Consider the following 22720-nt stretch of genomic DNA (forward strand, 5'->3'; position numbering starts at 1 on the left):
CCATCGCCCCGCACATAAAAATAACTTGGAATAATTCGACAAAAGTAATGCCTGACAGTTGTATTTTTTTTAAAGCGGAGCGCTTAAGATAATAGCCAATCGCCATTAATCATAACGAGACAGCAACGCTCAGCTCGCGATCGCCACTCAAGGAATATCTCATGATAATAAGAAATCTAAGACTCACCTCCAGAGCGCTCTTTAGCTTCGGTGCCATTTGTCTGTTGCTGATCACACTGGCAGGTACGGTGCTTTACGAACTGAGTCGCGTCCATAACTCGGCTGACCAACTGCAGACCAACTGGCTGCCCAGCGTGCGTGCCGCCAGCACCATTGAGGCCAAGGCCCTGTTCTACCGGCTGGACGCCAGGCGTTTTGTCATGGATGACCAAAGGCAGGGCGAAGCTTCGATGAAGAAAATTGGCCTGCTCAGAACCGCGCTCACTCAAGCGGTCGAGGCCTATCGCCCCCTCGTTTCCAGCGCCGAGGAACAAGCATTATTCAACACCCTGGCCACAAACGTATCCGCGTACCAAGTGAAGATTGACGAACTCATGGAGTTGAGCAAAACCCGCTCCTATCAGGAAATGGCAGTATTCATCCAGGACACCACCAAACCACAGGCTGTTGCGTTGCAAAGTTCTGTCGAAGCCTTGATCGCCATTAACGAACAAGGCGCGAAGCTGTCAGGCAAGAACGCTGACACCAGTTTCAACGATGGGGTCATGTTCATCATCGGCCTCAGCGCTATTGCCGTCATCGTAACGATTGTTGTGGCTATCGCCTTTACTCGCAGTATCAGCCGACCCATTGTGGCATTACTGAGCAGCACGCAAAAAATAGCAGAGGGCGATTTACGCAGCACTGTTGTAATCGACGGTGCGGACGAGTTGACCGACTTGCAACGTGCAACCGCGTCGATGCTCTCCAGCCTCAAAGGCACCATCGAGCATATTTCGGATTCGTCGGGACAATTGGCTTCTGCTGCCGAGGAAATGAGTTCGATCACCCGGCAATCCAATGACGGCATTCAGCGTCAGACCATGGAAACCGAGCAAGCGGCAACCGCGGTCAATGAAATGACCGCCGCTGTCGAGGAAGTCGCCCGCAATGCGGTGTCGGCCTCGCAATCGACCCAGGCTTCGGAGCGTTCCGCCCAAACCGGCCAGGAGCGCGTTGGACAGACCATTGAGTCCCTTGAGAAACTCAGCGCAACGGTCACACAGACCGGCATCGAAGTCGAAGGTTTGGCCAATCAGGCTCAGAGTATTGCCAAGGTGCTGGACGTGATCCGGTCAATTGCCGAACAAACCAACCTGCTGGCACTCAACGCGGCCATCGAAGCTGCACGGGCGGGCGAGCAAGGCCGAGGCTTCGCGGTGGTGGCAGATGAGGTCAGGGCACTGGCCCATCGCACACAGTCGTCGACTCAGGAAATCGAGCAGATGATCCAGAGCATTCAGAAAGACTCCTCCAGGGCCGTGCAATCCATGCATCAAAGCAGCGCCGAAGCAGGCTCTACGCTGATGCTTGCCCATGAGGCCGGAGCCGCCATCAAGCAGATCACCGCTGCGATTTCCGACATTAACGAGCGGAACATGATGATCGCCACCGCTTCTGAAGAACAGGCTCAGGTAGCACGCTCGGTGGATCAAAATCTGGTCAGTATTCGAGACCTGTCCGTGCAGAGCTCCTCCGCCGCCAGTCAGACGTCCAGTGCCAGTCACGAACTGTCGCAACTGGCGGTTGATTTGAATCGGCTGGTGGCCCGGTTTTCGGTTTGATTATTGGCCACGCACATTCATTCCCCGGCAGACAAATCGATGGGGCGGTAACGAACCCATTACAATAATAAGGGGTGGTTATTATGCTAAAACATATCGCCGTGTCCGAATTGCGCATGGGGATGTTCATACATGAGTTCTGTGGCCCTGGTATTGATCAGCCACTTTGGAAAAATGGTTTCCTGCTTCAACATGAACAGGATCTGCAGCGTATTTTCGATGCCAAGGTGGCGGAACTCTGGATCAACGTCTGCCGAGGCATTGATATTGATACCCCCTGTCCTGAATCCGCTGAATCTGATCTTCCCGACAATCTGCGTTCACTGACCAACAGGCAAGTGGCCTCACGTGCTGCACTCAATCAGGAAGTGACGCGGGCGGTCCAACTGTGCACCCGCTCCAAGGCGGTCATGGAAAACATGTTCAACGATCTGCGGATGGGCCGCATCGCTGAAATGGAGCAGGTGACCGAACTGGTCACCGAAATCTCCGCGTCCCTGATGCGCCACCCGGATGCGTTGATCAGTCTGGTGCGATTGAAAACCTCCGACGAATACACGTACATGCATTCGGTCGCCGTTTGCGCGCTGATGATCGCCCTGGCTCGTCAGTTGAAGCTGCCCGCCAGCCTGGTCCATGAAGCGGGAGTCGCCGGACTGATGCACGATGTCGGCAAAGCCGCCGTGCCGGTGGCGATACTCAACAAGCCTGGTACGCTCAGTGAGACCGAGTTCGAAACCATGCGTGGTCACCCTGAAGCGGGGTCAAAGATGCTGGTCTCCAGTCGCCATTTCACCCCGCGGGTATTGGACGTTTGCCTGCATCATCACGAGAAAGTGGACGGCACGGGTTATCCGCACAAACTGATGGGTTCGCAAATCAGCCTGTTCGCAAGAATGGGCGCAGTCTGCGATGTGTATGACGCCGTAACGTCGGATCGACCTTATAAATCGGCGTGGGGCCCGGCAGACGCCATCCATCGTATGGCGGAATGGAGGGGACACTTTGACGAAAAGATTTTCCAGGCTTTCGTGAAATGCATAGGGATTTACCCGGTGGGCGCTTTGGTTCGACTCCGGAGCGGCCGTATCGGGGTCGTCACGGAACAACATGAACACTCGTTGTTGACACCCAAAGTCATGGTTTTTTATTCCGTGACGGCTCATAACTCAATTGAGCCCACTGTTGTTAACCTCGCAACGCAGGTGGATGAAGACCGGATCGTCAGCCGCGAATGCGCGGAGAACCTGGGATTCAAGAATGTCGATGAGCTGTGGTCGGGCCTGGCCGCAGGTCATAAATCGCTCTTTGCCTAGCCGTTAACCGGCGCGCTGTCCGGCGTCGCTCAATCATTCAATAACACAGAGGTTGCTATGGCTGGAGTCATGGATGCAGTCAACAGTCGCACTCAGTTGGTCGGCCAAAACCGTCTGGAGTTGCTGCTGTTTCGCTTTAACAATCACCAGTTGTACGGGATCAATGTGTTCAAGGTTCGCGAGGTATTGAAATGCCCTCACCTGTCCCTGATACCGGGTTCCAATCCCAATGTATGTGGCGTGGCGAACATCCGTGGCGTGTCCATTCCGATTCTTGACCTGGCCATGGCCACCGGATTGCCGGGCATTGCCGACATGAGTACGGCCTTCGTGATCATTACCGAATACAACACCAAGACTCAGGGTTTTCTGGTCTATTCGGTTGAGCACATCGTTAACCTGAACTGGGAAGATATTCACTCGCCGCCAAAAGGCAGCGGCGATAACAACTATCTGACCGCCGTTACTCGGGTCAACGACAAGCTGGTGGAAATCATTGATGTTGAAAAAGTGCTGGCACAGGTGTCGCCGGTCTCGGAAGCCATCTCCAGCGGGGTCATCGAAGACCACGTGCACCATAAGGCCAAGGCGCTGCGCGTTCTGACCGTGGATGACTCGTCGGTCGCCCGCAAACAGGTCACTCGCTGCCTGGAGACTGTGGGCGTCGAAGTGGTGGCACTCAACGATGGCCGGCAGGCGCTCACCTACCTGCAAGCGATGCTCGATGAAGGCAAAAACCCGGAAGAAGAATTCCTGATGATGATTTCCGACATCGAAATGCCGGAAATGGACGGCTACACCCTGACGGCCGAGATACGCAATGATCCACGCATGCGAAACCTGCATATCGTGCTTCACACCTCACTGTCAGGTGTGTTCAACCAGGCAATGATCAAGAAGGTCGGTGCCGACGACTTTCTGGCCAAGTTTCGCCCCGATGAACTGGCCAACAGGGTGATTGATCGCATCAAAGCCGCCTGATTCTGACCATGTAGCCCAGAGGCGGTGTTCCGGTATCAATCAGAACCAAGCAAAAAATTGCCTTTGCTCACCGGAGCATCGGCCTCAAGGGTCTGCACCTGTGCATCGTCCTTGAGGTTGACCCCGGATAACTGCCGCCGCCACGCTTCGCGCATCAGGTACAGCAACTTGTGCGCCGCCATCGGGTAGCTCATGCCTTCGAGCCGCACATTGGATATGCAGTTTCGCGCAGCATCGTTGAGGCCCACCCGAGGCGCATAGGTGAAATAAAGGCCCAGGCTGTCCGGCGAACTCAGCCCCGGTCGTTCGCCAATCAGAATGACCACCATCCGGGCATTGAGCAATTCACCGACTTCGTCGGCCACCGCCACCCTGCCCTGCGCCACCAGCACCACCGGTGACAGGCTCCAGCCTTGGGCGGTGGCCAGTTCGTCGATGCGTTCGAGCATGGCTGCGCTGTGTCGATGAACCGCCAACGCCGACAAACCGTCGGCCACCACCAATGCCAGATCGTAGCCTTGCGGCCGGTGTTGGGCGTGAGCGCGCAGTTGCTCTACCGACTCCGCAGACAAGCGCCGCCCCAGATCAGGCCGTTGCAGGTACACGTTGCGATCGGCTGCGGAGCTGTGCAATGTCAGCACTTCGCGCCCACGGGACTGCTGCTGCGCGGTCAGCGCGGCATGATCGAACGGCAGATGAACCGCGTCTCGCGCCTGAGCGTGGGCGAACTGGAAATCCAGCTGGGCCGCAGTGGGCAGGCTGGTGCCCGCATGACCCAAGGCAATGCGGGCCGACGTCAGGGAACGCAACCGGTTCCAGGCGTCAGCCTGAGCTGGTTTTTTTGGATCATCGCTCATGGTTGTCCCTCAGTTGAGCCCGTGCCTGGAGGCGTTATGTCAGCTTTGCCAATGCCTGCCTGAAGAGCGGCGGCACACCTTGCCCCAATCGCACCCCGCCATCGTCCTGGCGCAGGATGTCCATGCGAGTCAACCACTCCTCGAACTCCGGCGCAGGTCGCAGGCCAAGGGTTTTACGCGCATATAACGCATCGTGAAACGAGGTGGTCTGGTAGTTGAGCATGATGTCGTCGGAACCGGGAATCCCCATGATGAAGTTGATCCCCGCAACGCCCAGCAACGTCAGCAATACGTCCATGTCGTCCTGGTCGGCTTCGGCATGGTTGGTGTAACAGATGTCGCAGCCCATGGGCACACCCAAAAGCTTGCCGCAGAAGTGATCCTCAAGGCCAGCGCGAATAATCTGTTTACCGTTGTACAGGTACTCGGGGCCGATAAAGCCCACCACGGTGTTGACCAGAAACGGGTTGAAATGCCGGGCCACGGCGTAGGCGCGGGTTTCACAGGTCTGCTGGTCCACACCGTGATGGGCATTGGCGGACAGCGCACTGCCCTGCCCGGTCTCGAAATACATCAGGTTATTGCCACGGGTGCCTCGGTTCAGGCTCAAGCCCGCTTCATGACCTTCACGCAAAATCTGCAGATTGATGCCAAAACTGCTGTTGGCGGCTTCGGTGCCGGCAATGGACTGGAACACCAAATCCAGAGGCACGCCTTTTTCGATGGCCGCGATGGATGAGGTGACGTGGGTCAGGACGCAGGACTGGGTCGGGATTTCATAGTGACGAATCACCCCATCCAGCATTTTCAGCAGCTCACTGATGGCGCTCACGCTATCGGTGGCCGGGTTGATGCCAATCATGGCGTCGCCGTTGCCGTACAGCAGTCCGTCCAGAACACTGGCGGCGATACCGGCAGGATCGTCGGTAGGGTGATTGGGTTGCAGCCGGGTCGACATCCGCCCCCGCAACCCGACGGTATTGCGAAAGCGCGTGACGACGCGGATTTTCTGCGCCACCAGCACCAGATCCTGAACCCGCATGATCTTCGACACGGCGGCCACCATCTCCGGCGTCAGCCCCGGGGCCAGGGCCTTGAGGCTGTCCTCGGTGGCGTCGTCTCCCAACAGCCAGTCGCGAAAACCGCCCACGGTCAAATGACTGACCGGGAAAAAGGCCGACGCATCATGGCTGTCCATGATCAGCCGCGTGACCTCATCCTGTTCGTACGGAATCACCGCCTCGCTCAGAAAACGCTTGAGGGGCACGTCCGCCAGCGTCATCTGCGCGGCTGCACGCTCTGCGTCACTGGTGGCGGCGATTTCGGCGAGGAAGTCCCCGGAGCGCGCAGGACTGGCTTTGGCCAGCAACTCCCGCAGGCTGTCAAAGCGCCAGACCATCGCACCGATGCTGTGGGAGAAGCTCATTGTGTCGTCCTCTGTTTTATTGACTGGCCAGCGCCTGTGCTGCGCCACGACCCCGCACGACTTTGCAGAACAGCGCGCCCACCAGCATCAGGCCCAGAAAGATGCAGCCGATGATCAGGTTAAACCAAACCATCGCCACCAGGCACACCACCGCCAGAATCAGGGCTATGGCCGGCACCACCGGATAGCCCGGCGCACGGAAGCTACGCTCCAGGTTCGGCTCGCTGCGACGCAGTTTGAACAGGCTGAGCATACTCACGATGTACATCACGATGGCACCGAATACCGACATGGTGATCATCGCTGCAGTCAGGCTCATGCCTTGCAGGTTGACCAGGCCGTCACTGAGTATCGCGGCAATGCCCACCACGCCACCGGCAAGAATGGCCCGGTGCGGGGTATGGAAGCGCGACAGTTTGGCCAGACCCGAGGGCAGGAAACCCGCACGGGCCAAGGCGAAGAACTGACGCGAGTAACCCAGAATGATGCCGTGGAAACTGGCCACCAGACCGAACAGCCCGATCCACACCAGCATATGCATCCAGTTCGAGTTATCGCCCACCACCGCTTTCATGGCCTGAGGAAGCGGATCATTGATGTTGGCCAGCGTGCGCCAGTCACCAACACCCCCGGCAAAGATCATCACGCCGACAGCCAGCACAACCAGCGTCAGGATGCCTGCGACGTACGCTCGCGGAATCGTCTTCTTCGGGTCTTTCGCCTCTTCGGCAGCCATCGCCGCGCCTTCAATGGCGAGGAAAAACCAGATGGCAAACGGGATGGCGGCAAACATGCCGCTGATCGCCGGCAGGCTGAAGGTATCGGAACCGGCCCAGCCCCCCAAGGCAAAGTTACTGAAACTGAACGCCGGTGCCACCACGCCCATGAACACCAGCAACTCAGCGACCGCCAGCACCGTAACGACCAATTCGAACGTCGCGGCAATGCTGACACCCAGAATGTTCAGCGTCATGAACACGAAATAGGCTCCGATGGCCGCCCACTTCGGGTCCAGCGAGGGGTACTGCACGTTCAGGTACGCGCCGATGGCCATGGCGATGGCCGGTGGTGCGAACACAAACTCGATCAGGGTAGCCAGCCCGGCGATGGTCCCGCCGGTAACACCAAAGGCACGCAGGCTGTAGGCGAACGGGCCGCCCGCATGGGGTATGGCCGTGGTCAGTTCGGTGAAGCTGAAAATGAAGCAGGTGTACATCACCGCCACCATCAGCGTGGTCACCAGAAAGCCCAATGTGCCTGCCGTGCCCCAGCCGTAACTCCAGCCGAAGTATTCGCCGGAAATCACCAGCCCTACGGCCAGCCCCCACAAATGCAGGGTGCCCAATGTTGGTTTGAGTTGCGAAACGGTCATGGTCGTAAACCCCGGAAGTCAGCGACGGTATTTGTCTGCGATCGAGAATAGCCAGTCGCACCGGGCCAAGGCTTGACCCGGGAAAACCGGTTTTGTCCTCTGAGGTCAAGTTTTTGCAAGCCATGGGGCGAGTGCCACGACCCGGCGCACGAAAGGCACGCCATGCCTCAAATCAGTTCACACCTGCGCGCTATCGAACCTGCCACCGGGCTACCCAGCACGGGTTCACGTCTGAGCCGCAACTGAGTGGTTGGGTAGCAAATCCCGTTCAGCCTGGCCTTACAACCCGGAGTGGATTCGGCGGGGAGACGACAGCAGCCGCTCGATCAACCTCGCAGGCAAGCGCCGAACTTCACTTCAGGAGACTTCCAATAACCCTCAAACCCGTAACAAGGTATGACAATTGCTTGAATAACATTCATACACATCCTGACGGCCCTTCATCCCTATGCTCCAGCCACTGCTTTCACCCGCACCGTTAAATGCGCAAAGTGCCAGCAATTGTGGTGTCCTCTCGGCAGCCGCCAACGGCCTGGACGGGTTCATTGTTCAGCATGGCGGTGATCTGGATCAGGTCTTCGGCCGCGCGGGCATCGACCCTGAGCAATTGCTGCACCCGACCTTGAGCCTGCCGTTGCCCAACTATTGCAAGGTGCTGGAAGAAGCCGCTCGACAAACCGCCTGTGACAACTTTGGCCTGCACTACGGTCAACAATTTCAACCCCAGGCACTTGGCCTGCTCGGCTACATTGGCCTGTGTTCGGCGACGCTGGAAGAGGCGTTGATCAACTTCGCCAAGGCGTTTCCGTTTCATCAGCACAGCACGCTGATCCAGTTGGTGGATCAAGGTGAGTGCTATCGCTTTGACTATCAGGTGCGCCACGGCGCTATCAACGAACGCCGTCAGGACGCCGAACTCACCATGGGCATGGCCACCAATCTGGTGCGCCATGTGCTGGGCCGAGACTGGGCACCGCGGGAAGTCACCTTCGAGCATGCACAGCCCGAAAACTGGCAAGAACACCGGGAAGCATTCCAGACCGACATTCGTTTCGGACAGGCTTGCAACACGTTGCTGATCCCCAAGCACGACCTCGCCGCCAGGACCATGCCCGGCAGCGACCCGATGCTGTTGATGCTGATCAAGGATGCCATCCGCCAGTTGGGCGAAAGCGCCCATGAAGTGAGCCTGCTGGATCAGGCACGACAAGCCATCGCGGCCACCCTGCATCTGGGAGAACCTGTGCTGGAAGACATCGCCCAGACCCTGGGTTTGTCAGGCTGGACGCTGCAACGCAGGTTGCGTGAACACCGTATGAGCTTCACGCAACTGGTGGACCAGATCCGCCAGCAATCGGCCATGACCCACCTGAAACAACAGCGCCTCAGTGTTACCCAACTCGCCACCGCGCTGGGCTACTCGGAAACCAGTGCATTCTCCAGAGCGTTCAAACGCTGGTTCGGCATCAGCCCGAAACAATGGCGCAGTGCGGCAGATAGCTGAGACGGGCAGCCCCCTGCGCCAACGTTGTCATCGCCCTGCTCGCCTTAGGCACCCAGTCGCGAAATCACATCGTTCAAGCCGACAGAAAGCCCGTGCAAATCCTGGCTGGCCGCTTGCGTGCGCTTGACGTTGTTCTGGTTGGTGCTGGCGATGGTCGTGATCTCCGTCAGGTTGCGGGAAATGTCCTCAGCCACTGACGTCTGCTCTTCAGCGGCAGTAGCAATCTGGCGATTCATGTCCCGAATAGCCTCGACCGCCGAGGTGATGCGCTCCAGAGTTGCACCGGCACTGGTCACTTGCTCGACGCTTTCTTCACTGCGCGCCTGCCCGCCCTGAATGGCCTGCACCGCATCGATGGCACCGGTCTGCACGGAATTGATGATCTGGTTGATCTCGGCGGTGGACGCCGCAGTGCGCTGCGCCAGGGTTCTGACCTCATCGGCGACCACGGCAAACCCGCGTCCGGCTTCCCCGGCACGGGCAGCCTCAATGGCCGCGTTGAGCGCCAGCAGGTTGGTCTGTTCGGCAATGCCGCGAATCACCTCCAGGACTTTGCCGATTCGGCCGCTGTCGGTTTCCAGACGATGAATCACGCTGGCGGTATTACCAATCTCGTTGCGCATGGAAACGATAGTCGCCATGGTCGCCTGCATGGCCTTGCCCCCTGCCTGAGCATGATGGTCAGCCTCATCGGCGGCCTGTGCAGCCTGCGCCGCATGGCGGGCGACTTCCTGGGCAGTGGCGGACATTTCAGTCATGGCCGTCGCTACCTGATCCGTGCGTTCGAATTGGTCATGAGTGCCCTGGGCCATCAGCGCGGCAATGGAATTGAGCTCGCTGCCCGCAGTGTCGAGATCCGAGGTGCTGCGCTTGAGCCGGGTAAACGTGTCGGCCAGAAAATCACGCAGGATATTGGCGGCAATCGCCAGGCGGCCCAGCTCATCCTGACGAGTGATGTCGACCCGCTGAGCAAATTTGCCTTCACTGAGTTGCGACACGTAGTCAATGAGCATGCGGATCGGCGTGATCAGGTTGCGATTGACCATCCACAAGGCCAGCAGGCCCACCGCAATGGCAGAAAACAGCATGATCAACGCGCCTGCCAAAATGGTGCGATCCGCCTCCTCGCTGATCATCAGCGACTGCTCGGTGCTCAGTGTGCGCAATTGCGTCACCAACTGACTCATCTGCTCGCTGGCTTCGCGATCCATGCCTTTGACGGCAAGGTCCCCGACCTGTGCATCGCCACCTGCCGCTACAAACGCATCGCGGCCTTTACGATAGGCGGCACCGAGCTGTTGATGCTCGTTGCGCAATTTCTGAACTTGAGTGTTCAAGGATTGATCCGTGCCGTGCAAAGCCGCCAGTTGATTCAGTGACTCCTGAACCTGACGCTCCTGCGCCTCGAACTGGGACCAGTACTTATCAAGATCTGCCGGCGTTTTGCCTCGCAACAAAACGTTCTTCCATTCCTGGACCTGAATCTTGAATTGCAGGTTGGCCTGATCGACCAATTGGGAAGCGCGCAGCGGCCCTTCGAGCAAACCGCGATAGGCCTGCACATTGCTGGAAAGAAAGTGAAAACAGGCCAGGGCGATCAAAAGCACCAGAATCAGGCTGCCGCCAAGCAGGCCGAGAATCTGCAGCCTCAGGGATTTGGACATAACGAGTACCTCGGGAAGGAAACGGATCCATGGCAGGCGTGAATCAAACAGGGTCTACTTCCTTGTACTGCCGTTACGAACACAAGCCTCACAACATGACCTACCCCCCGAGCATCGGCCGGGCGTGGTTGTTCTTGAGCGCCGCAGGTCGGTCAAAACCGGCTCGTAGCCCGAATGGCTGCAACGGGCTGACATTCAGCATGCCGCACGGCTGGCCAAGGTGTCCCGGATCGGTCATCTGAAGCCTGGCTGATCAATGGCCAGCCCCGGACTCTGCCCATGACTGGCCCTAGCGAAAAAGATAACGATTTCAACAATCTGTTTCAATTGCTATACAGCCCATCCCGACTAACGTCATCCATGGCACAGAGGAAGGTCGCGTCTATGAAGAGCGTCAAACGTTTCGCCATCTCCGGCTTGTCGTGCCTGCCCATCGCCGCCCTGCTCTCGTCAGCCCCGGCCCATGCCGAGCCGACGCTGTATCTGGCCATGAACGGCGGCACCATGGAGCGCCTGTACGCTGATCATGTGTTGCCTGCTTTCGAGAAGGCCAATCACGTCAAAGTGATGATCGTGCCGGGCACCTCATCGGACATTCTGGCCAAGGTCCAGGCCAGCAAGGACAACCCGCAGATGCACGTGATCTTCCTCGATGACGGGATCATGTACCGCGCCATCTCCATGGGGCTGTGCGACAAGCTGCAACCCAGTGCGGCGCTGGCCGACCTGCCCGACAAGGCGAAAATCAAGGACGAAGCGGCGGCGGTGAGCCTCGGCGTTACGGGTCTGGCCTATAACACCAGGATGTTCGCGGAAAACGGCTGGAGCGCGCCGACCTCGTGGATGGACCTGGCGGACAAGCGCTTCAAGGATAAGGTCGTCTTCCAGTCCGTGGCTTCGTCCACATTCGGTCTGCATGCCTTCCTGATGTTCAACCGTATTCAGGGCGGCAGTGAAACCGACGTCGAGCCTGGCTTCCAAGCGTGGCCAAAAACCATCGACCCCAACGTCCTGGAATACATCGCCAGTTCGGCGAAGATTGCCGAGAGGGTGCAAACTGGCAAAGCGGCACTGTTCCCGCTGACGCCGACCCAGGTCACGGCGCTGAAACTCAAAGGCGTGCCGGTGGAGTACGCGTCGCCCAAAGAAGGCGGCGTGGTCCTCAACGTGGCGCAATGCGCCATCGCCAACAATGACCAACCGGAGTTGGCGCAAAAACTCGTCGCCTACCTGCTGTCACCGGAAGCTCAGGCTCCGGCGCTGGAATTCGGTGATCAGATCCCGTCGAACCCGAAAACCCCCACCACCGACAAGACTCGCAGTCAGGTGGAGGCGATGAACACGTACCTTGAAACGGCCGTGACCATTGACTGGGACCAGGTCAACAAGCTGCGCCCAGAGTGGAATGCCCGGTGGAACCGCAGTGTAGAGCGCTAGTCTTTGCCGGATGAGCGTGCCGTTTCCCTGAGGCGGCGCGGTCGCGGCGCATCAACAATCTTGCTCAATCAGACCTCAGACGTCTCCCTCCAGCGTCTAAACGCTTTCCATTGCCTCCCCTCCACAAACCTGACACCATCCGCCCCCTATAGGTAAGGGGGGTATGCTATGTCGCATCTGAGTGTCGACAATGACGATCTGCTCAAGCGCGTAAGACGCATCGCAGGCCAGGTCCAGGCGATTGAGCGGGCCCTGGAAGCCCATGACGACTGTGCGAAGACGCTGCATCTGGTGGCCGCGACACGGGGCGCAATGAATGGCTTGATGGAACAGATCATTGAAGCCCATGCCCATGAACATGTGGCCAATCCCGGATTGAGCGACGCTGAGCGCGCCCAGGGCGTAGAAGAATTGCTCACGGCCATCCGCCGCTATTCGAAATAGGAGCGCCTGCCATGACCGCGTCTTTGAACCCTGATCGTTTTACCCACGACCACGTTTTTCTCGGCGAATCACACGACCAGAATGCCCGGCGCACGCTGTGGGTCGTGGCGCTGACGGTCGTGATGATGATCGGAGAAATTGCCGCCGGCTATTTCACCGGCTCCATGGCCCTGCTCGCCGATGGTTTCCACATGGCCACTCACGCCGGTGCGTTGGGTATTGCGGCGACCGCCTATGCCTTTGCCAAGCGCCATGCGAACAACTCGCGGTACAGCTTCGGCACCGGCAAGGTCGGCGACCTGGGGGGATTTGCTTCGGCGCTGATTCTCGGGCTGGTGTCACTGGGCATCGGTGTTGAATCACTTATGCGACTGTTTGAACCCACAGCCGTGGCGTTTGGTACTGCCACATGGATCGCTGTGGTTGGCCTGATCGTCAACGTCATCAGCGCATTGCTGCTCTCCGGTGGACACAGCCACGCTCATCACGGGCATAACCACGAGCATGACCATGGGCACAGTCACGGCCAGGATCACGGCGATAATAATTTGCGCTCAGCGTATGTTCATGTGCTCGCGGATGCCTTGACCTCCATCCTCGCCATCGCCGCCCTGCTGGCCGGGCGCTATCTGGGCTGGGTGTGGCTCGATCCGGTGATGGGCATTGTGGGTGCCTTGGTCATCGCCCGCTGGGCGTGGCAATTGATGCGCCAGACATCCGGCATCCTGCTGGACAAGACCGATGAACTCGTCGCCGAAGAAATTCGCGATATCTTCGGGCAGTTTCAGGATGCCCGAATCACCGATTTGCATGTCTGGCGCATCGGCCCGCAAGCGCGGGCCGCCATCGTCAGCGTGCTTGGCCTCCCGTCGGTCAACGCCCAGGTGATTCGCGAACGTCTTAAGCCGGTGCATGAACTCGCGCATCTGACGGTGGAATACCGGGTCGCCTGAAGGCGGTGACGCCGCTGAGGAAACTGTTTCAACTATCCAGTCCCATGACAGTCACAACGGTATCGCTCCCCGCTCGGGAGCCCTGTTGCGAGAGTCGGAGACGGATGAGTTTTATTGTTTGCATGGCAGTATTGGGCACCCTGTTGATGCTGTTGGCGCTGACTTCCTCATACCTGCGCTGGATGCCTGTCACGACGTCTGCGGTGTGCCTGGCGTTTGGCTTGGCTATCGGGCCAATAGGCCTGGAATTGCTGGATCTGGATTTTCGGCAGGCGTCTGGCTGGATGGAGCGCTTGACCGAGGTGGCCGTGCTGTTCTCCCTGTTCAGCACCGGCATCAAGTTGCGCCTGCCGTTGAACGGTAAAGCCTGGCATTCGGCCTACTGGCTGGCGGGCCCCGTGATGCTGGCGTCGATAGCCGGAACCTGTCTGGTCGCCCATTATCTTTTCGGCTTGTCCTGGGGCATTTCGCTGTTGCTGGGGGCCATTCTGTCCCCTACCGATCCGGTGCTGGCCGGGATGGTTCAGGTCAACGACGCCCAGGATCTGGACCGGGTGCGCTTCGGTCTGTCCGGGGAAGCCGGCCTGAACGACGGCACCGCGTTTCCCTTCGTGATCTTTGCCCTGATGTTCATCAGCAATGAAGGTCTTGATGGAGACTGGCTGCAAACCTGGGCGATCTGGGATCTGATCTGGGCGGTGCCGGCAGCGCTGGGGCTGGGTTACTGGCTGGGCCGCGCCGTCGGCCACTTAATGATCTACCTGCGCATCAGGAACGCGGACAGCACCACCTCGCCCAATGACTATCTCGCCCTGGCGCTGATTGCGCTGACGTACGTGCTCGCCGAAGGGCTGCAAACCTATGGTTTTCTCGCGGTGTTTGCCGCAGGCCTGGGATTACGCCAGGCCGAAGCTCGAACCACGCAGTCAGAAGTGCCTTCAGAGCATCTGGCGCAACCAGTGATCGGCCACATGACCGGCCCAATGGACAAGGCCACCGTGGCCGAAGCCCATGAACTCAGCGATTCACAAATGGCTGCCGGCGTCATGATGGGCGACATGCTGGCATTTTCCAGTCTGGTGGAGCGATCCATGGAAGTGCTGTTGATCACGTTGCTGGGCGCTTCGTTGGCCCTTTACTGGGACTGGCGCGCCGTGGGCCTGGGACTGGCGCTGTTTTGTATTATCCGGCCTGCGGCGGTCTGGCTGCTGGTCAGCAAGCGCTTGCTCAATCCTGGGCAAAAGGCACTGGTGGGCTGGTTTGGCATCCGGGGGATCGGCAGCCTGTATTACCTGTGTTACGCCCTCACTCATGGCCTGCCCGAAGACATCGCGCGGTTGAGCATCAGCCTGACGCTGTCGGTGGTCGCGCTGAGCATTCTGTTACACGGCATCAGCATTCAGCCGCTGCTTGAACGCTATGAACGCCGTTCGGCGGCCAAGAGGCTTTAGTCATTTCGAGCGCCAAAAGCGCTGACCACGCCTGTAAACACTGCCCCATAGATCCAGTCGATGACCCCATCGGAACAAGCGATTGGACTGCGGCAATTCGACTCAGTTAGCTTGCTTACTAATTCAGTCGACGAACTGATCCTGCGCCCTATGCCTTGCCCCCCGGCGCTGAACGTTTCTTTGATGCAGCCTGCCACACCTTCAGGGACATGCCGTCTTGGTCAACCACAAGGCGAGCCTCAAGACCGGACTCTACACCCAAAATCAATCGGTGCCTGACAGAGGCCTCGTCGCACGCTGACGCGCCTGCTGCTGGTCCCTTGCCTGAGCCCATCGCCATGTCCGTAAATACGCCACAACAGATTGCCGAACTGACCGTTGAAGCCGGTGTGAAAAAAGCTCACTTGCCGATGCTTTCGGTGTTGATCCTCGGTTTCCTGGCCGGGGCCTTCATTTCCCTGGGCTTTCTGCTGGATATTCACGTCAGCACGATGATCCCCGCGCAATGGGCATCGTTCGGCAATTTGCTGGGGGCTGCGGTATTCCCCATTGGCCTGATTCTGGTGATCCTGGCCGGCGGCGAATTACTGACCGGCAATATGATGAGCCTGCCCATGGCCATGTTCGCCGGGCGCATCAGACTTTCCGCAGTCACCCGCAACTGGCTGCTGGTGACCCTTGCCAATCTGCTGGGCGCGCTGTTTGTAGCGTATTTTTTCGGACACCTGCTGGGCTTGACTGAAGGCCCCTACCTGGCCAAGACCATCGCGGTAGCCACGGCCAAAACCCAGGCTGACTTTGGTCAGGCATTTATTTCCGGTATCGGTTGCAACTGGCTGGTGTGCCTGGCGGTATGGTTGTCTTATGCCAGCAAAGACGTGGCCGGCAAGATCCTCGGCATGTGGTTTCCGGTGATGGCCTTCGTTGCTATCGGCTTTCAGCACGTGGTTGCCAATATGTTCCTGATCCCGGCGGCGATCTTTGCCGACGCGCTAAGCTGGACACAGTTCCTGGAAAACTTTGTGGCTGTGTTTCTGGGTAATGCTGTGGGTGGCGCGGTCTTCGTCGGTCTGGCTTACTATGTGTCGTACTCGCCTTCGGCCGCTAGGGTGGTCGAGCCGGGGGCAGACTCGTCAGTGACCGCGCAGAAGATATGAACTTGCCGCCAAGCAGCCCGGTTCCAAAAGCTGCCCCGTCGGCAGCCCGAGTGATAAGAAGGTGAAATGTCAGATCCAGTCCTCGTAGACAGCTTTGCACGCAAAGTCGATTACCTGCGGATGTCCGTGACAGACCGCTGCGACTTCCGTTGCGTGTACTGCATGGCCGAAGAAATGACGTTTCTGCCCCGACAACAGATTCTGTCCCTGGAGGAAATCCTCCAGGTGGCAGAACGGTTTGTTGCCTTGGGCACGAAGAAGATTCGTCTGACCGGTGGCGAGCCACTGGTGCGCTCCGGGATCGTCGGCCTGTGCGAACGCATCGCCGCCCTGCCCGGCCTGCGCGAGCTGTGCATGACCACCAACGGCTCGCAACTGGATAAACTCGCCCAACCGCTGTTCGATGCCGGTTTGTCACGCTTGAACATCAGCCTGGACAGCCTGGACCCGGCACGGTTTCGTGAACTGACCCGCACCGGTGACCTGAGCAAGGTGATCGCGGGCATTGACGCTGCCAATGCCGCCGGGTTCGTCCACACCAAACTCAACTGCGTGGTCATGCAGGGCCGCAACGATCACGAAATCAATGATCTGGTGGCGTTTGCCATCGAGCGTAATCTGGACATCACGTTCATCGAAGAGATGCCTCTGGGCGTGATCAGCGAACACAGGCGCTCCGAATCGTTTTTCTCCAGTGATCAGGTGCGGGAGAAGATTGCCGAACGCTTTACCTTGATTCATTCCACCGAATCCACCCAAGGCCCCTCGCGTTACTGGCGTCTGAGCGAGGCACCGGGTATTCGAATCGGCTTTATTTCCCCCCATAGCCACAACTTCTGCGCCACCTGCAACCGGGTGCGCTTGACCGTCGAGGGTCGGCTGCTGCTGTGTCTGGGCAATGAGCACTCGGCGGACTTGAAGTCGGTGCTACGCGCGCACCCCGGCAAGCCGGAAAAGCTGGAAAAAGCCATCATCGACGCGATGCAGCTCAAGCCGTGGAGCCACACCTTCACCGTTGATGACGATGTTCAGGTGGTGCGCTTCATGAACATGACCGGCGGTTGAACCCACCGTTCGATCAACCCAGCAACTGGCTCAATACCGCCCGCAACTTGCCTGGCTTGACCGGTTTATTGAGCAGCGGCGCGCCCAGTTCCTGCAACGAACGCCGACACTGATCGCTGCGATCGGCAGTAATCATCACGGCGGGAATGTCCTGCTCGAAGTACTCGCGCAAGCGTTTGACCACCTCACAACCAATCACCCCGTGATCCAGGTGAAAGTCGGCCAGAATCAGCTCCGGCGCACGCCCTTGCAACACGCGATAAGCGCTGGCCTCGTCGCTGGCGGTGAGCACCTCGCAGCCCCACTGGCCGAGCAAGGCCGCCATGCTTTCCAGAATGTTCAGTTCATTGTCCAGCACCAGTAAACGCCGCCCCGGCAGCGGGTTTCCTGTCCCGGACTGTTGCTGCACGACAACGCTGACCGGCTCGGGCACTTCGAGGGACAGCGGCACGTCAATGCTGAAACGCGAGCCGAAGCCGGGCCGTGAAATGACCTGCACCCGGTAGCCGAGAATCTTGGCGATCCGCTCGACAATCGCCAGCCCAAGGCCCACGCCTTTGCGATCGGCGGCGCGGCCAACATCCAGCTGGTTGAATTCGAGAAAAATCGATTCCAGCCGATCCTCCGCAATGCCGCGCCCGGTGTCCCAGACTTCCAGCCGGAGAAAATCCCCCCGCCGCCTGGCACCCAGCAGGATGCCGCCTGAATCGGTGTAACGGCAGGCGTTGCTGAGGAAATTGCGCAGGATCCGGGTCAGCAGCCGCAGATCGGTGCGCACGGCAAAGTCGCCGATGTAAGCGCGAAAGTTCAGGCCTGCAGCTTGTGCCACCGATTGAAACTCCGAAGCCAGGGGCGCCAACAGTTCATCCAGCCGATACAGGTCCACATCCGGCTTGACCGCCGCCTGATCCAGTTTCGAGATATCCAGCAGATCGGTGAGCAGGTCTTCGGCCCCTTCCAGAGCCTGGTGCGTGCGCTCCACCAAGGTGTGCTCCGCAGCCGGCAAGGCACGCTCGCGTAACGTGGAGATCAACAGGCGCGCCGCATTCAAGGGTTGCAGCAGGTCGTGGCTGGCGGCGGCCAGGTATTTATCCTTGCTGCGGTTGGCCGCCTGCGCCGCGTCCCGTGCATCACGCAAGGCCTGTTCGATTTGCTCACGCTGGACGATTTGCTGTTGCAGGTTGCGGTTGGCCTCCAGCAACTCATCGGTGCGCGCCGCGACACGTTGCTCCAGCTCGTCATTGAGTTGTTGCAGCCGCTGCTGGCCCAGCTTGCGCTCGGTAATGTCCGCCACAAAGCCTTCGAACAAGCCCTCTTCATCGGGTTTGAGCAGCAGGTTCATCAACACATCGATCCAGCTGCCGTCCTTGCGGCGCAACCGGGTTTCATAACCCAGCAAGCTGCCTTCGCGCTGCAAGACATAGCCGATGGCGTCTGTTTCAGCTTGCCCGCCGACAAACAGACTGCCCGACAGGTCATGCAGGGAAAACAGCACGTGTTGGGGATCGTCGTACCCCAGCATGCGCGCCAAAGCCGGGTTGGCCGCCAGCAACCCGTGTTGCAGGCTGGCCTGAAAAATCCCGTGCACGGCGTGTTCGAACAGCCATTTGTAGCGGTTGCGCTCTTTTTCCAGTTCCTCAAGCCGAACGGTCAGTTCCGGGTAATGGCTTTTGCGGGTCGAATGATTGCCCAGCCCCAACAAGGCCGTGAGTGCGCTCTGTCGCTCGTCAGAGGGCTTCGCCATACACCACCTCAACGTCGCGCTGGCTGGAAGCGCGCGGGTTGGTGAGGATGCAGGGATCATGCATGGCATGCTGCGACAGAAACGGGATGTCGGACAGGCTCACCCCGTGACGCCCGAGGGTTTCGTGAAAACCGACCGCATGCTTCAGGGCGATCAGGTGCTCAACCAGCCGCTGGGAAATCATTTTGTGGGTCAGGCCACGGCAATCGATGCCCAGGGTTTCGGCAATCAGCTTGAAGCGATCCGGCGCGGAGCTGTAATTGAAAGCCACCACATGTTCGACCAGCACGGCGTTGCACAAGCCGTGGGGCAAGTCGAGGAAACCGCCCAGGCTGTGAGACATGGCGTGGACCGCCCCCAGAATCGCATTGGAGAATGCCAGGCCCGCCTGCATGCTGCCCAGCATGATTTTTTCCCGCAGAACGATGTCGGCAGGATTGGCGATCATCTGCACCAGATTGCCATTAATCAGCCGCATGGCCTCCAGCGCATGAGGGTCAGTGAGCGGACCATGCCCGGTAGAGACGAAGGCTTCGATGGCATGCACCAGTGCGTCAATGCCAGTACAAGCAGCCAGAAACGGGTCCATGCTCAGGGTGGTTTCCGGGTCGATCAGGGACACGTCAGGGACCACCGCTTTGCTGACGATGGAAAACTTCATGCGCTCCTGCTGATTGGAGATGATCACGAACTGCGAAACATCGGCGGACGTCCCGGCCGTGGTGGGAATCAGGATCAGCGGCGGGCTCGGCACACGAATGGTGTCCACGCCCTCGAATTCCAGGATGCTGCGCCCGTGAGCCACGGCGATACCGATGCCCTTGCCGCAATCCATGGGGCTGCCACCGCCCACGGCGACGATCACGTCGCAGTGGTGCTCGCGATACAACTCGGCGCCGCGCATGACCTCCTCAACCCGAGGATTGGGCGATACATCACTGTACAGATAGTGATCGATGTTCAGCGCTTGCAGGCTGGCCTGCACATCGGCCACCCACCCTGCGGCAATCACGCCGGGATCGCTGACCAGCAGCACCTTGCGCGCACCGAAGGTTTTCGCATAGTTGCCGACGCTGTGGCGACTGCCCGCGCCAAAGATGATTTCAGGGGAAACAAACTTGCGTAGCTGACTGAGGTTCTGGCTCATATAAAAGCCTGTTTTTGTTGTTATAAGAAGATTCAGGCCAGCCTAGTGCATCTGCTACTGAATGCAATAAGACCTTTTACTGACACGATTCAGGCAGCAAAAGGCCCCGGCCATCGCGTGATGCGCCGGGGCCCGGACAGACTGGCTTAGCGGCTGGCGAAATACATGGTGACTTCAAAACCGATACGCAGATCGGTGAACGCGGGTTTCTTCCACATGGGTCAATCCTCTTGTTGTGCCGGGAAAGTCCGGTTGTTCAATTAGTGCACGGTTGATGCGTGGAGCAAATAGTACTTTGGGCCAGAAAGCTGGCCTGGATGCTAGAGCGAGTGTCTCCTGCAGTCGCGTCCGATTTCGTTGGAGCGAGGCTTGCCCGCGATGACAATGTTTCAGGTTCGAAAAAGCCGGTGACTGTACCGGCCTCTTCGCGGGCAAGCCTCGCTCCAACTGAGAATAACGGTATGCGCCAGATACCGTTGCAACGAGGCTTGCCCCGCCCCAACCAACCGAGGCTGGAGCATCGCCGATTGCACGTCGCGAGCAAGTAACACGTACCTCCCCCCGAGCGCAGTGTGACTCAGTGTTTGGCCACCAGATCCTTGGGTAATTTGAAAGTCCAGAGCATCCCGCCCTGATTGAAGTCCTTGATCCGCTTGGCGACTTCGCCACCCCACAGCGGAACCGCGCCGCCCCAGCCGGACAGGACCGAGACATATTGCTCGCCGTCCATTTCCCAGGTCACAGGGGAGCCGAGTACGCCGGAACCGGTCTGGAATTCCCAGACTTTCTCGCCGGTCTTGGCATTGAACGCTTGCAGGAAGCCTTCAGGCGTACCGGTAAAGACCAAGTTGCCCTTGGTGGTCATCACCCCGCCCCAGAGCGGCGCATAGTTCTTGTGACGCCACACTTCCTTGCCCGTCTTGGGGTCGATGGCGCGCAGGACGCCGATGTAGTCTTCGTTGAGGGGTTTGATCGTGAAACCGGCACCCAAAAACGCTGCGCCTTTCTTGTAGGCGATGCCTTCGTTCCAGATGTCCATGCCCCATTCGTTGCCCGGCACATAGAACAAACCGGTGTCCGGGCTGTAAGCCATGGGCATCCAGTTCTTGGCACCGAGGAACGCGGGGGCGACGAACGCCGAACTGCCTTTTGCCTCGCCATCAGGTGCGCCGGGGCGGCTGGCGTCGACGTAGATCGGGCGGCCGTCCTTGTCCAGGCCACTGGCCCAGGTGATCTTGTCGGCAAACGGGAAACCACGAATGAACTTGCCATCCTTGCGGTTCAGTACATAAAAGAAGCCGTTACGGTCTGCCGTGGCGGCCGCTTGTACCGTTTTGCCGTCCTGCTCGTAGTCGAAGGAAATCAGTTCGTTGACGCCGTCATAGTCCCAGCCGTCGTGGGGTGTGCTCTGGAAGTGCCATTTGATGGTGCCATCATCCGGGTTCAGCGACAGGCGTGAAGACGAGTACAGGTTGTCACCGGGCCGCATGTGGGAGTTCCAGGGCGACGGGTTGCCGGTGCCGATCAGGATCTGGTTATTGCTGGGGTCGAAATAGCCGCCCAGCCAGGGCGCAGCGCCACCGGTTTTCCACAAATCACCCGGCCAGGTCTTGTTGGCCTCGCCACCGGAAATGCCATTCTCGATGGCTTTGCCGTCCTTGTAGGTGTACCCCATGTTGCCTTCGACCGTAGGCCGCGACCACAGCAAGGTGCCGTCCTTCGGGTCATAGGCCTCGACCTTGCCCACCACGCCGAATTCGCCACCGGCAACGCCGGTGATCAGCTTGCCATTGACGATCATCGGCGCAGCACTGATGGAGTAACCGGCTTTATGGTCGGCGACTTTTTTGCTCCATACGACTTTGCCGGTGTCTTTGTTCAACGCCACGAGCTTGGCGTCGAGGGTGCCGAAATAGACCAGGTCGCCGTACAGCGCCACGCCCCGGTTGATCACGTCGCAGCAAGGGCGAATGTCATCGGGCAGACGGGCGTCGTATTGCCAGAGTTTCTTACCGGTGCGGGCATCGACCGCGAACACCCGGGAATAGGAGCCGGTCAGGTACATCACGCCGTCTTTGATCAGGGGCTGGGCCTGCTGGCCACGCTGCTTCTCGCCGCCGAATGAAAATGCCCAGACCGGCCGCAGGTCCTTGATGTTTTCGGTATTGAGCATGTCCAGCGGGCTATAGCGCTGGCCCAGCACGCCCAGGCCATTGGTGACGATCTGCTCGGGATTCTTGGGGTCCTGAAGAATTTCTTCATCGGTCACCGCTGCCAGGGCTGAGCCTGACAGCAACAGGGCGCTGGTGAGCAGGCTCAGGGCGAAGGATGGGCGACGTACGGGTTGGGTCATGACGGCTGCCTCTGCGTTCTTGTTGTTCTGGGGGTCTTCGGGAAAATTTCCCGACCTGTCGCAGA

At 59.0% G+C, this 22720-nt stretch carries 17 protein-coding genes and 1 pseudogene; 10 read left to right on the forward strand and 8 right to left on the reverse strand.

Features of this window, described 5'->3' with window-relative positions; all coding sequences use genetic code 11:
- Positions 1–161 precede the first annotated feature (161 nt).
- From ACP7B0_RS04530 to ACP7B0_RS04540, 3 genes are all read left to right on the forward strand, one after another.
- Positions 162–1784 (forward strand): methyl-accepting chemotaxis protein, encoded by a 1623-nt coding sequence (locus tag ACP7B0_RS04530; RefSeq protein ID WP_426139709.1) that lies wholly within the window; start codon positions 162–164, stop codon positions 1782–1784.
- An 83-nt stretch (positions 1785–1867) separates the two neighbouring features.
- Positions 1868–3100 carry an HD-GYP domain-containing protein gene (locus tag ACP7B0_RS04535; protein WP_426139710.1) on the forward strand — a complete coding sequence of 411 codons (1233 nt, stop codon included), beginning with the start codon at positions 1868–1870 and terminating at the stop codon, positions 3098–3100.
- A gap of 57 nt (positions 3101–3157) precedes the next feature.
- A complete protein-coding gene (locus ACP7B0_RS04540) occupies positions 3158–4081 on the forward strand; it encodes a chemotaxis protein CheV (protein WP_426139712.1) in 924 nt (307 codons plus the stop codon).
- Positions 4082–4116: 35 nt separating this feature from the next.
- On the opposite strand, the gene eutC is transcribed toward ACP7B0_RS04540, so the two are convergent.
- From eutC to eat, 3 genes are read right to left on the reverse strand one after another with little or no spacing between them, the layout of a single operon-like run.
- Positions 4117–4938 (reverse strand): ethanolamine ammonia-lyase subunit EutC, encoded by an 822-nt coding sequence (gene eutC, locus ACP7B0_RS04545; RefSeq protein ID WP_426139714.1) that lies wholly within the window; start codon positions 4936–4938, stop codon positions 4117–4119.
- A gap of 34 nt (positions 4939–4972) precedes the next feature.
- Entirely contained in the window at positions 4973–6364 is a 1392-nt protein-coding gene (locus ACP7B0_RS04550; RefSeq protein ID WP_426139716.1) for an ethanolamine ammonia-lyase subunit EutB, read from the reverse strand.
- Positions 6365–6380: 16 nt separating this feature from the next.
- Positions 6381–7736: an ethanolamine permease gene (gene eat, locus ACP7B0_RS04555; protein ID WP_426139718.1), complete on the reverse strand. Its 1356-nt coding sequence runs from the start codon at positions 7734–7736 to the stop codon at positions 6381–6383.
- Between the two features lie 448 nt (positions 7737–8184).
- On the opposite strand from eat, the gene qhpR reads away from it, so the two are divergent.
- A complete protein-coding gene (gene qhpR / locus ACP7B0_RS04560) occupies positions 8185–9240 on the forward strand; it encodes an AraC-like transcriptional regulator QhpR (RefSeq protein ID WP_426139720.1) in 1056 nt (351 codons plus the stop codon).
- A 44-nt stretch (positions 9241–9284) separates the two neighbouring features.
- On the opposite strand, the pseudogene ACP7B0_RS04565 reads toward qhpR, so the two are convergent.
- Positions 9285–10556, reverse strand: a pseudogene (locus tag ACP7B0_RS04565) (methyl-accepting chemotaxis protein); the annotation flags it as partial.
- 732 nt (positions 10557–11288) lie between these two features.
- Here ACP7B0_RS04565 and ACP7B0_RS04570 point away from each other — a divergent pair.
- From ACP7B0_RS04570 to moaA, 6 genes are all read left to right on the forward strand, one after another.
- Positions 11289–12341 (forward strand): ABC transporter substrate-binding protein, encoded by a 1053-nt coding sequence (locus tag ACP7B0_RS04570; protein WP_426139722.1) that lies wholly within the window; start codon positions 11289–11291, stop codon positions 12339–12341.
- A 168-nt stretch (positions 12342–12509) separates the two neighbouring features.
- A complete protein-coding gene (locus tag ACP7B0_RS04575; RefSeq protein ID WP_426139724.1) occupies positions 12510–12785 on the forward strand; it encodes a metal/formaldehyde-sensitive transcriptional repressor in 276 nt (91 codons plus the stop codon).
- 11 nt (positions 12786–12796) lie between these two features.
- Positions 12797–13738 carry a CDF family Co(II)/Ni(II) efflux transporter DmeF gene (gene dmeF / locus ACP7B0_RS04580; protein WP_426139726.1) on the forward strand — a complete coding sequence of 314 codons (942 nt, stop codon included), beginning with the start codon at positions 12797–12799 and terminating at the stop codon, positions 13736–13738.
- A gap of 104 nt (positions 13739–13842) precedes the next feature.
- A complete protein-coding gene (locus ACP7B0_RS04585) occupies positions 13843–15189 on the forward strand; it encodes a cation:proton antiporter (RefSeq protein ID WP_426139728.1) in 1347 nt (448 codons plus the stop codon).
- Between the two features lie 338 nt (positions 15190–15527).
- The gene (locus ACP7B0_RS04590) at positions 15528–16346 is read left to right on the forward strand and encodes a formate/nitrite transporter family protein (protein ID WP_426139730.1); all 819 of its coding nucleotides are present in this window, start codon (positions 15528–15530) and stop codon (positions 16344–16346) included.
- Between the two features lie 66 nt (positions 16347–16412).
- Positions 16413–17411, forward strand: coding sequence for a GTP 3',8-cyclase MoaA (moaA, locus tag ACP7B0_RS04595; protein ID WP_426139732.1), 999 nt, complete (start codon positions 16413–16415; stop codon positions 17409–17411).
- 13 nt (positions 17412–17424) lie between these two features.
- Here the strand turns inward: moaA and ACP7B0_RS04600 are convergent, their stop codons facing one another.
- From ACP7B0_RS04600 to ACP7B0_RS04615, 4 genes are all read right to left on the reverse strand, one after another.
- Complete coding sequence (locus tag ACP7B0_RS04600; protein ID WP_426139733.1) at positions 17425–19155, reverse strand: NahK/ErcS family hybrid sensor histidine kinase/response regulator; 1731 nt, start codon at positions 19153–19155, stop codon at positions 17425–17427.
- Complete coding sequence (gene ercA / locus ACP7B0_RS04605) at positions 19139–20302, reverse strand: alcohol dehydrogenase-like regulatory protein ErcA (RefSeq protein WP_426139735.1); 1164 nt, start codon at positions 20300–20302, stop codon at positions 19139–19141. The genes ACP7B0_RS04600 and ercA overlap by 17 nt, the downstream gene beginning before the upstream one ends.
- Positions 20303–20448: 146 nt before the next feature.
- Positions 20449–20520 carry a pyrroloquinoline quinone precursor peptide PqqA gene (pqqA, locus tag ACP7B0_RS04610; RefSeq protein ID WP_020289857.1) on the reverse strand — a complete coding sequence of 24 codons (72 nt, stop codon included), beginning with the start codon at positions 20518–20520 and terminating at the stop codon, positions 20449–20451.
- A 359-nt stretch (positions 20521–20879) separates the two neighbouring features.
- Positions 20880–22655: a PQQ-dependent methanol/ethanol family dehydrogenase gene (locus tag ACP7B0_RS04615; RefSeq protein ID WP_426139737.1), complete on the reverse strand. Its 1776-nt coding sequence runs from the start codon at positions 22653–22655 to the stop codon at positions 20880–20882.
- Between the last annotated feature and the right edge of the window lie 65 nt (positions 22656–22720).

Origin of the sequence: Pseudomonas sp. DWP3-1-2 (assembly GCF_049896285.1) — a bacterium.
Lineage (GTDB): Bacteria > Pseudomonadota > Gammaproteobacteria > Pseudomonadales > Pseudomonadaceae > Aquipseudomonas.

What these genes read in the sequence shown, in the direction of transcription:
- moaA (WP_426139732.1), top strand. Translation starts at nt 16,413, where the DNA reads ATGTCAGATCCAGTCCTCGTAGACAGCTTTGCACGCAAAGTCGATTAC.
- ACP7B0_RS04590 (WP_426139730.1), top strand. Translation starts at nt 15,528, where the DNA reads ATGTCCGTAAATACGCCACAACAGATTGCCGAACTGACCGTTGAAGCC.
- eat (WP_426139718.1), bottom strand. Translation starts at nt 7,736, where the DNA reads ATGACCGTTTCGCAACTCAAACCAACATTGGGCACCCTGCATTTGTGG.
- ACP7B0_RS04570 (WP_426139722.1), top strand. Translation starts at nt 11,289, where the DNA reads ATGAAGAGCGTCAAACGTTTCGCCATCTCCGGCTTGTCGTGCCTGCCC.
- ACP7B0_RS04535 (WP_426139710.1), top strand. Translation starts at nt 1,868, where the DNA reads ATGCTAAAACATATCGCCGTGTCCGAATTGCGCATGGGGATGTTCATA.
- eutC (WP_426139714.1), bottom strand. Translation starts at nt 4,938, where the DNA reads ATGAGCGATGATCCAAAAAAACCAGCTCAGGCTGACGCCTGGAACCGG.
- dmeF (WP_426139726.1), top strand. Translation starts at nt 12,797, where the DNA reads ATGACCGCGTCTTTGAACCCTGATCGTTTTACCCACGACCACGTTTTT.
- ACP7B0_RS04615 (WP_426139737.1), bottom strand. Translation starts at nt 22,655, where the DNA reads ATGACCCAACCCGTACGTCGCCCATCCTTCGCCCTGAGCCTGCTCACC.
- ACP7B0_RS04540 (WP_426139712.1), top strand. Translation starts at nt 3,158, where the DNA reads ATGGCTGGAGTCATGGATGCAGTCAACAGTCGCACTCAGTTGGTCGGC.
- ACP7B0_RS04600 (WP_426139733.1), bottom strand. Translation starts at nt 19,155, where the DNA reads ATGGCGAAGCCCTCTGACGAGCGACAGAGCGCACTCACGGCCTTGTTG.
- qhpR (WP_426139720.1), top strand. Translation starts at nt 8,185, where the DNA reads ATGCTCCAGCCACTGCTTTCACCCGCACCGTTAAATGCGCAAAGTGCC.
- ACP7B0_RS04585 (WP_426139728.1), top strand. Translation starts at nt 13,843, where the DNA reads ATGAGTTTTATTGTTTGCATGGCAGTATTGGGCACCCTGTTGATGCTG.
- ACP7B0_RS04530 (WP_426139709.1), top strand. Translation starts at nt 162, where the DNA reads ATGATAATAAGAAATCTAAGACTCACCTCCAGAGCGCTCTTTAGCTTC.
- ACP7B0_RS04575 (WP_426139724.1), top strand. Translation starts at nt 12,510, where the DNA reads ATGTCGCATCTGAGTGTCGACAATGACGATCTGCTCAAGCGCGTAAGA.
- ACP7B0_RS04550 (WP_426139716.1), bottom strand. Translation starts at nt 6,364, where the DNA reads ATGAGCTTCTCCCACAGCATCGGTGCGATGGTCTGGCGCTTTGACAGC.
- ercA (WP_426139735.1), bottom strand. Translation starts at nt 20,302, where the DNA reads ATGAGCCAGAACCTCAGTCAGCTACGCAAGTTTGTTTCCCCTGAAATC.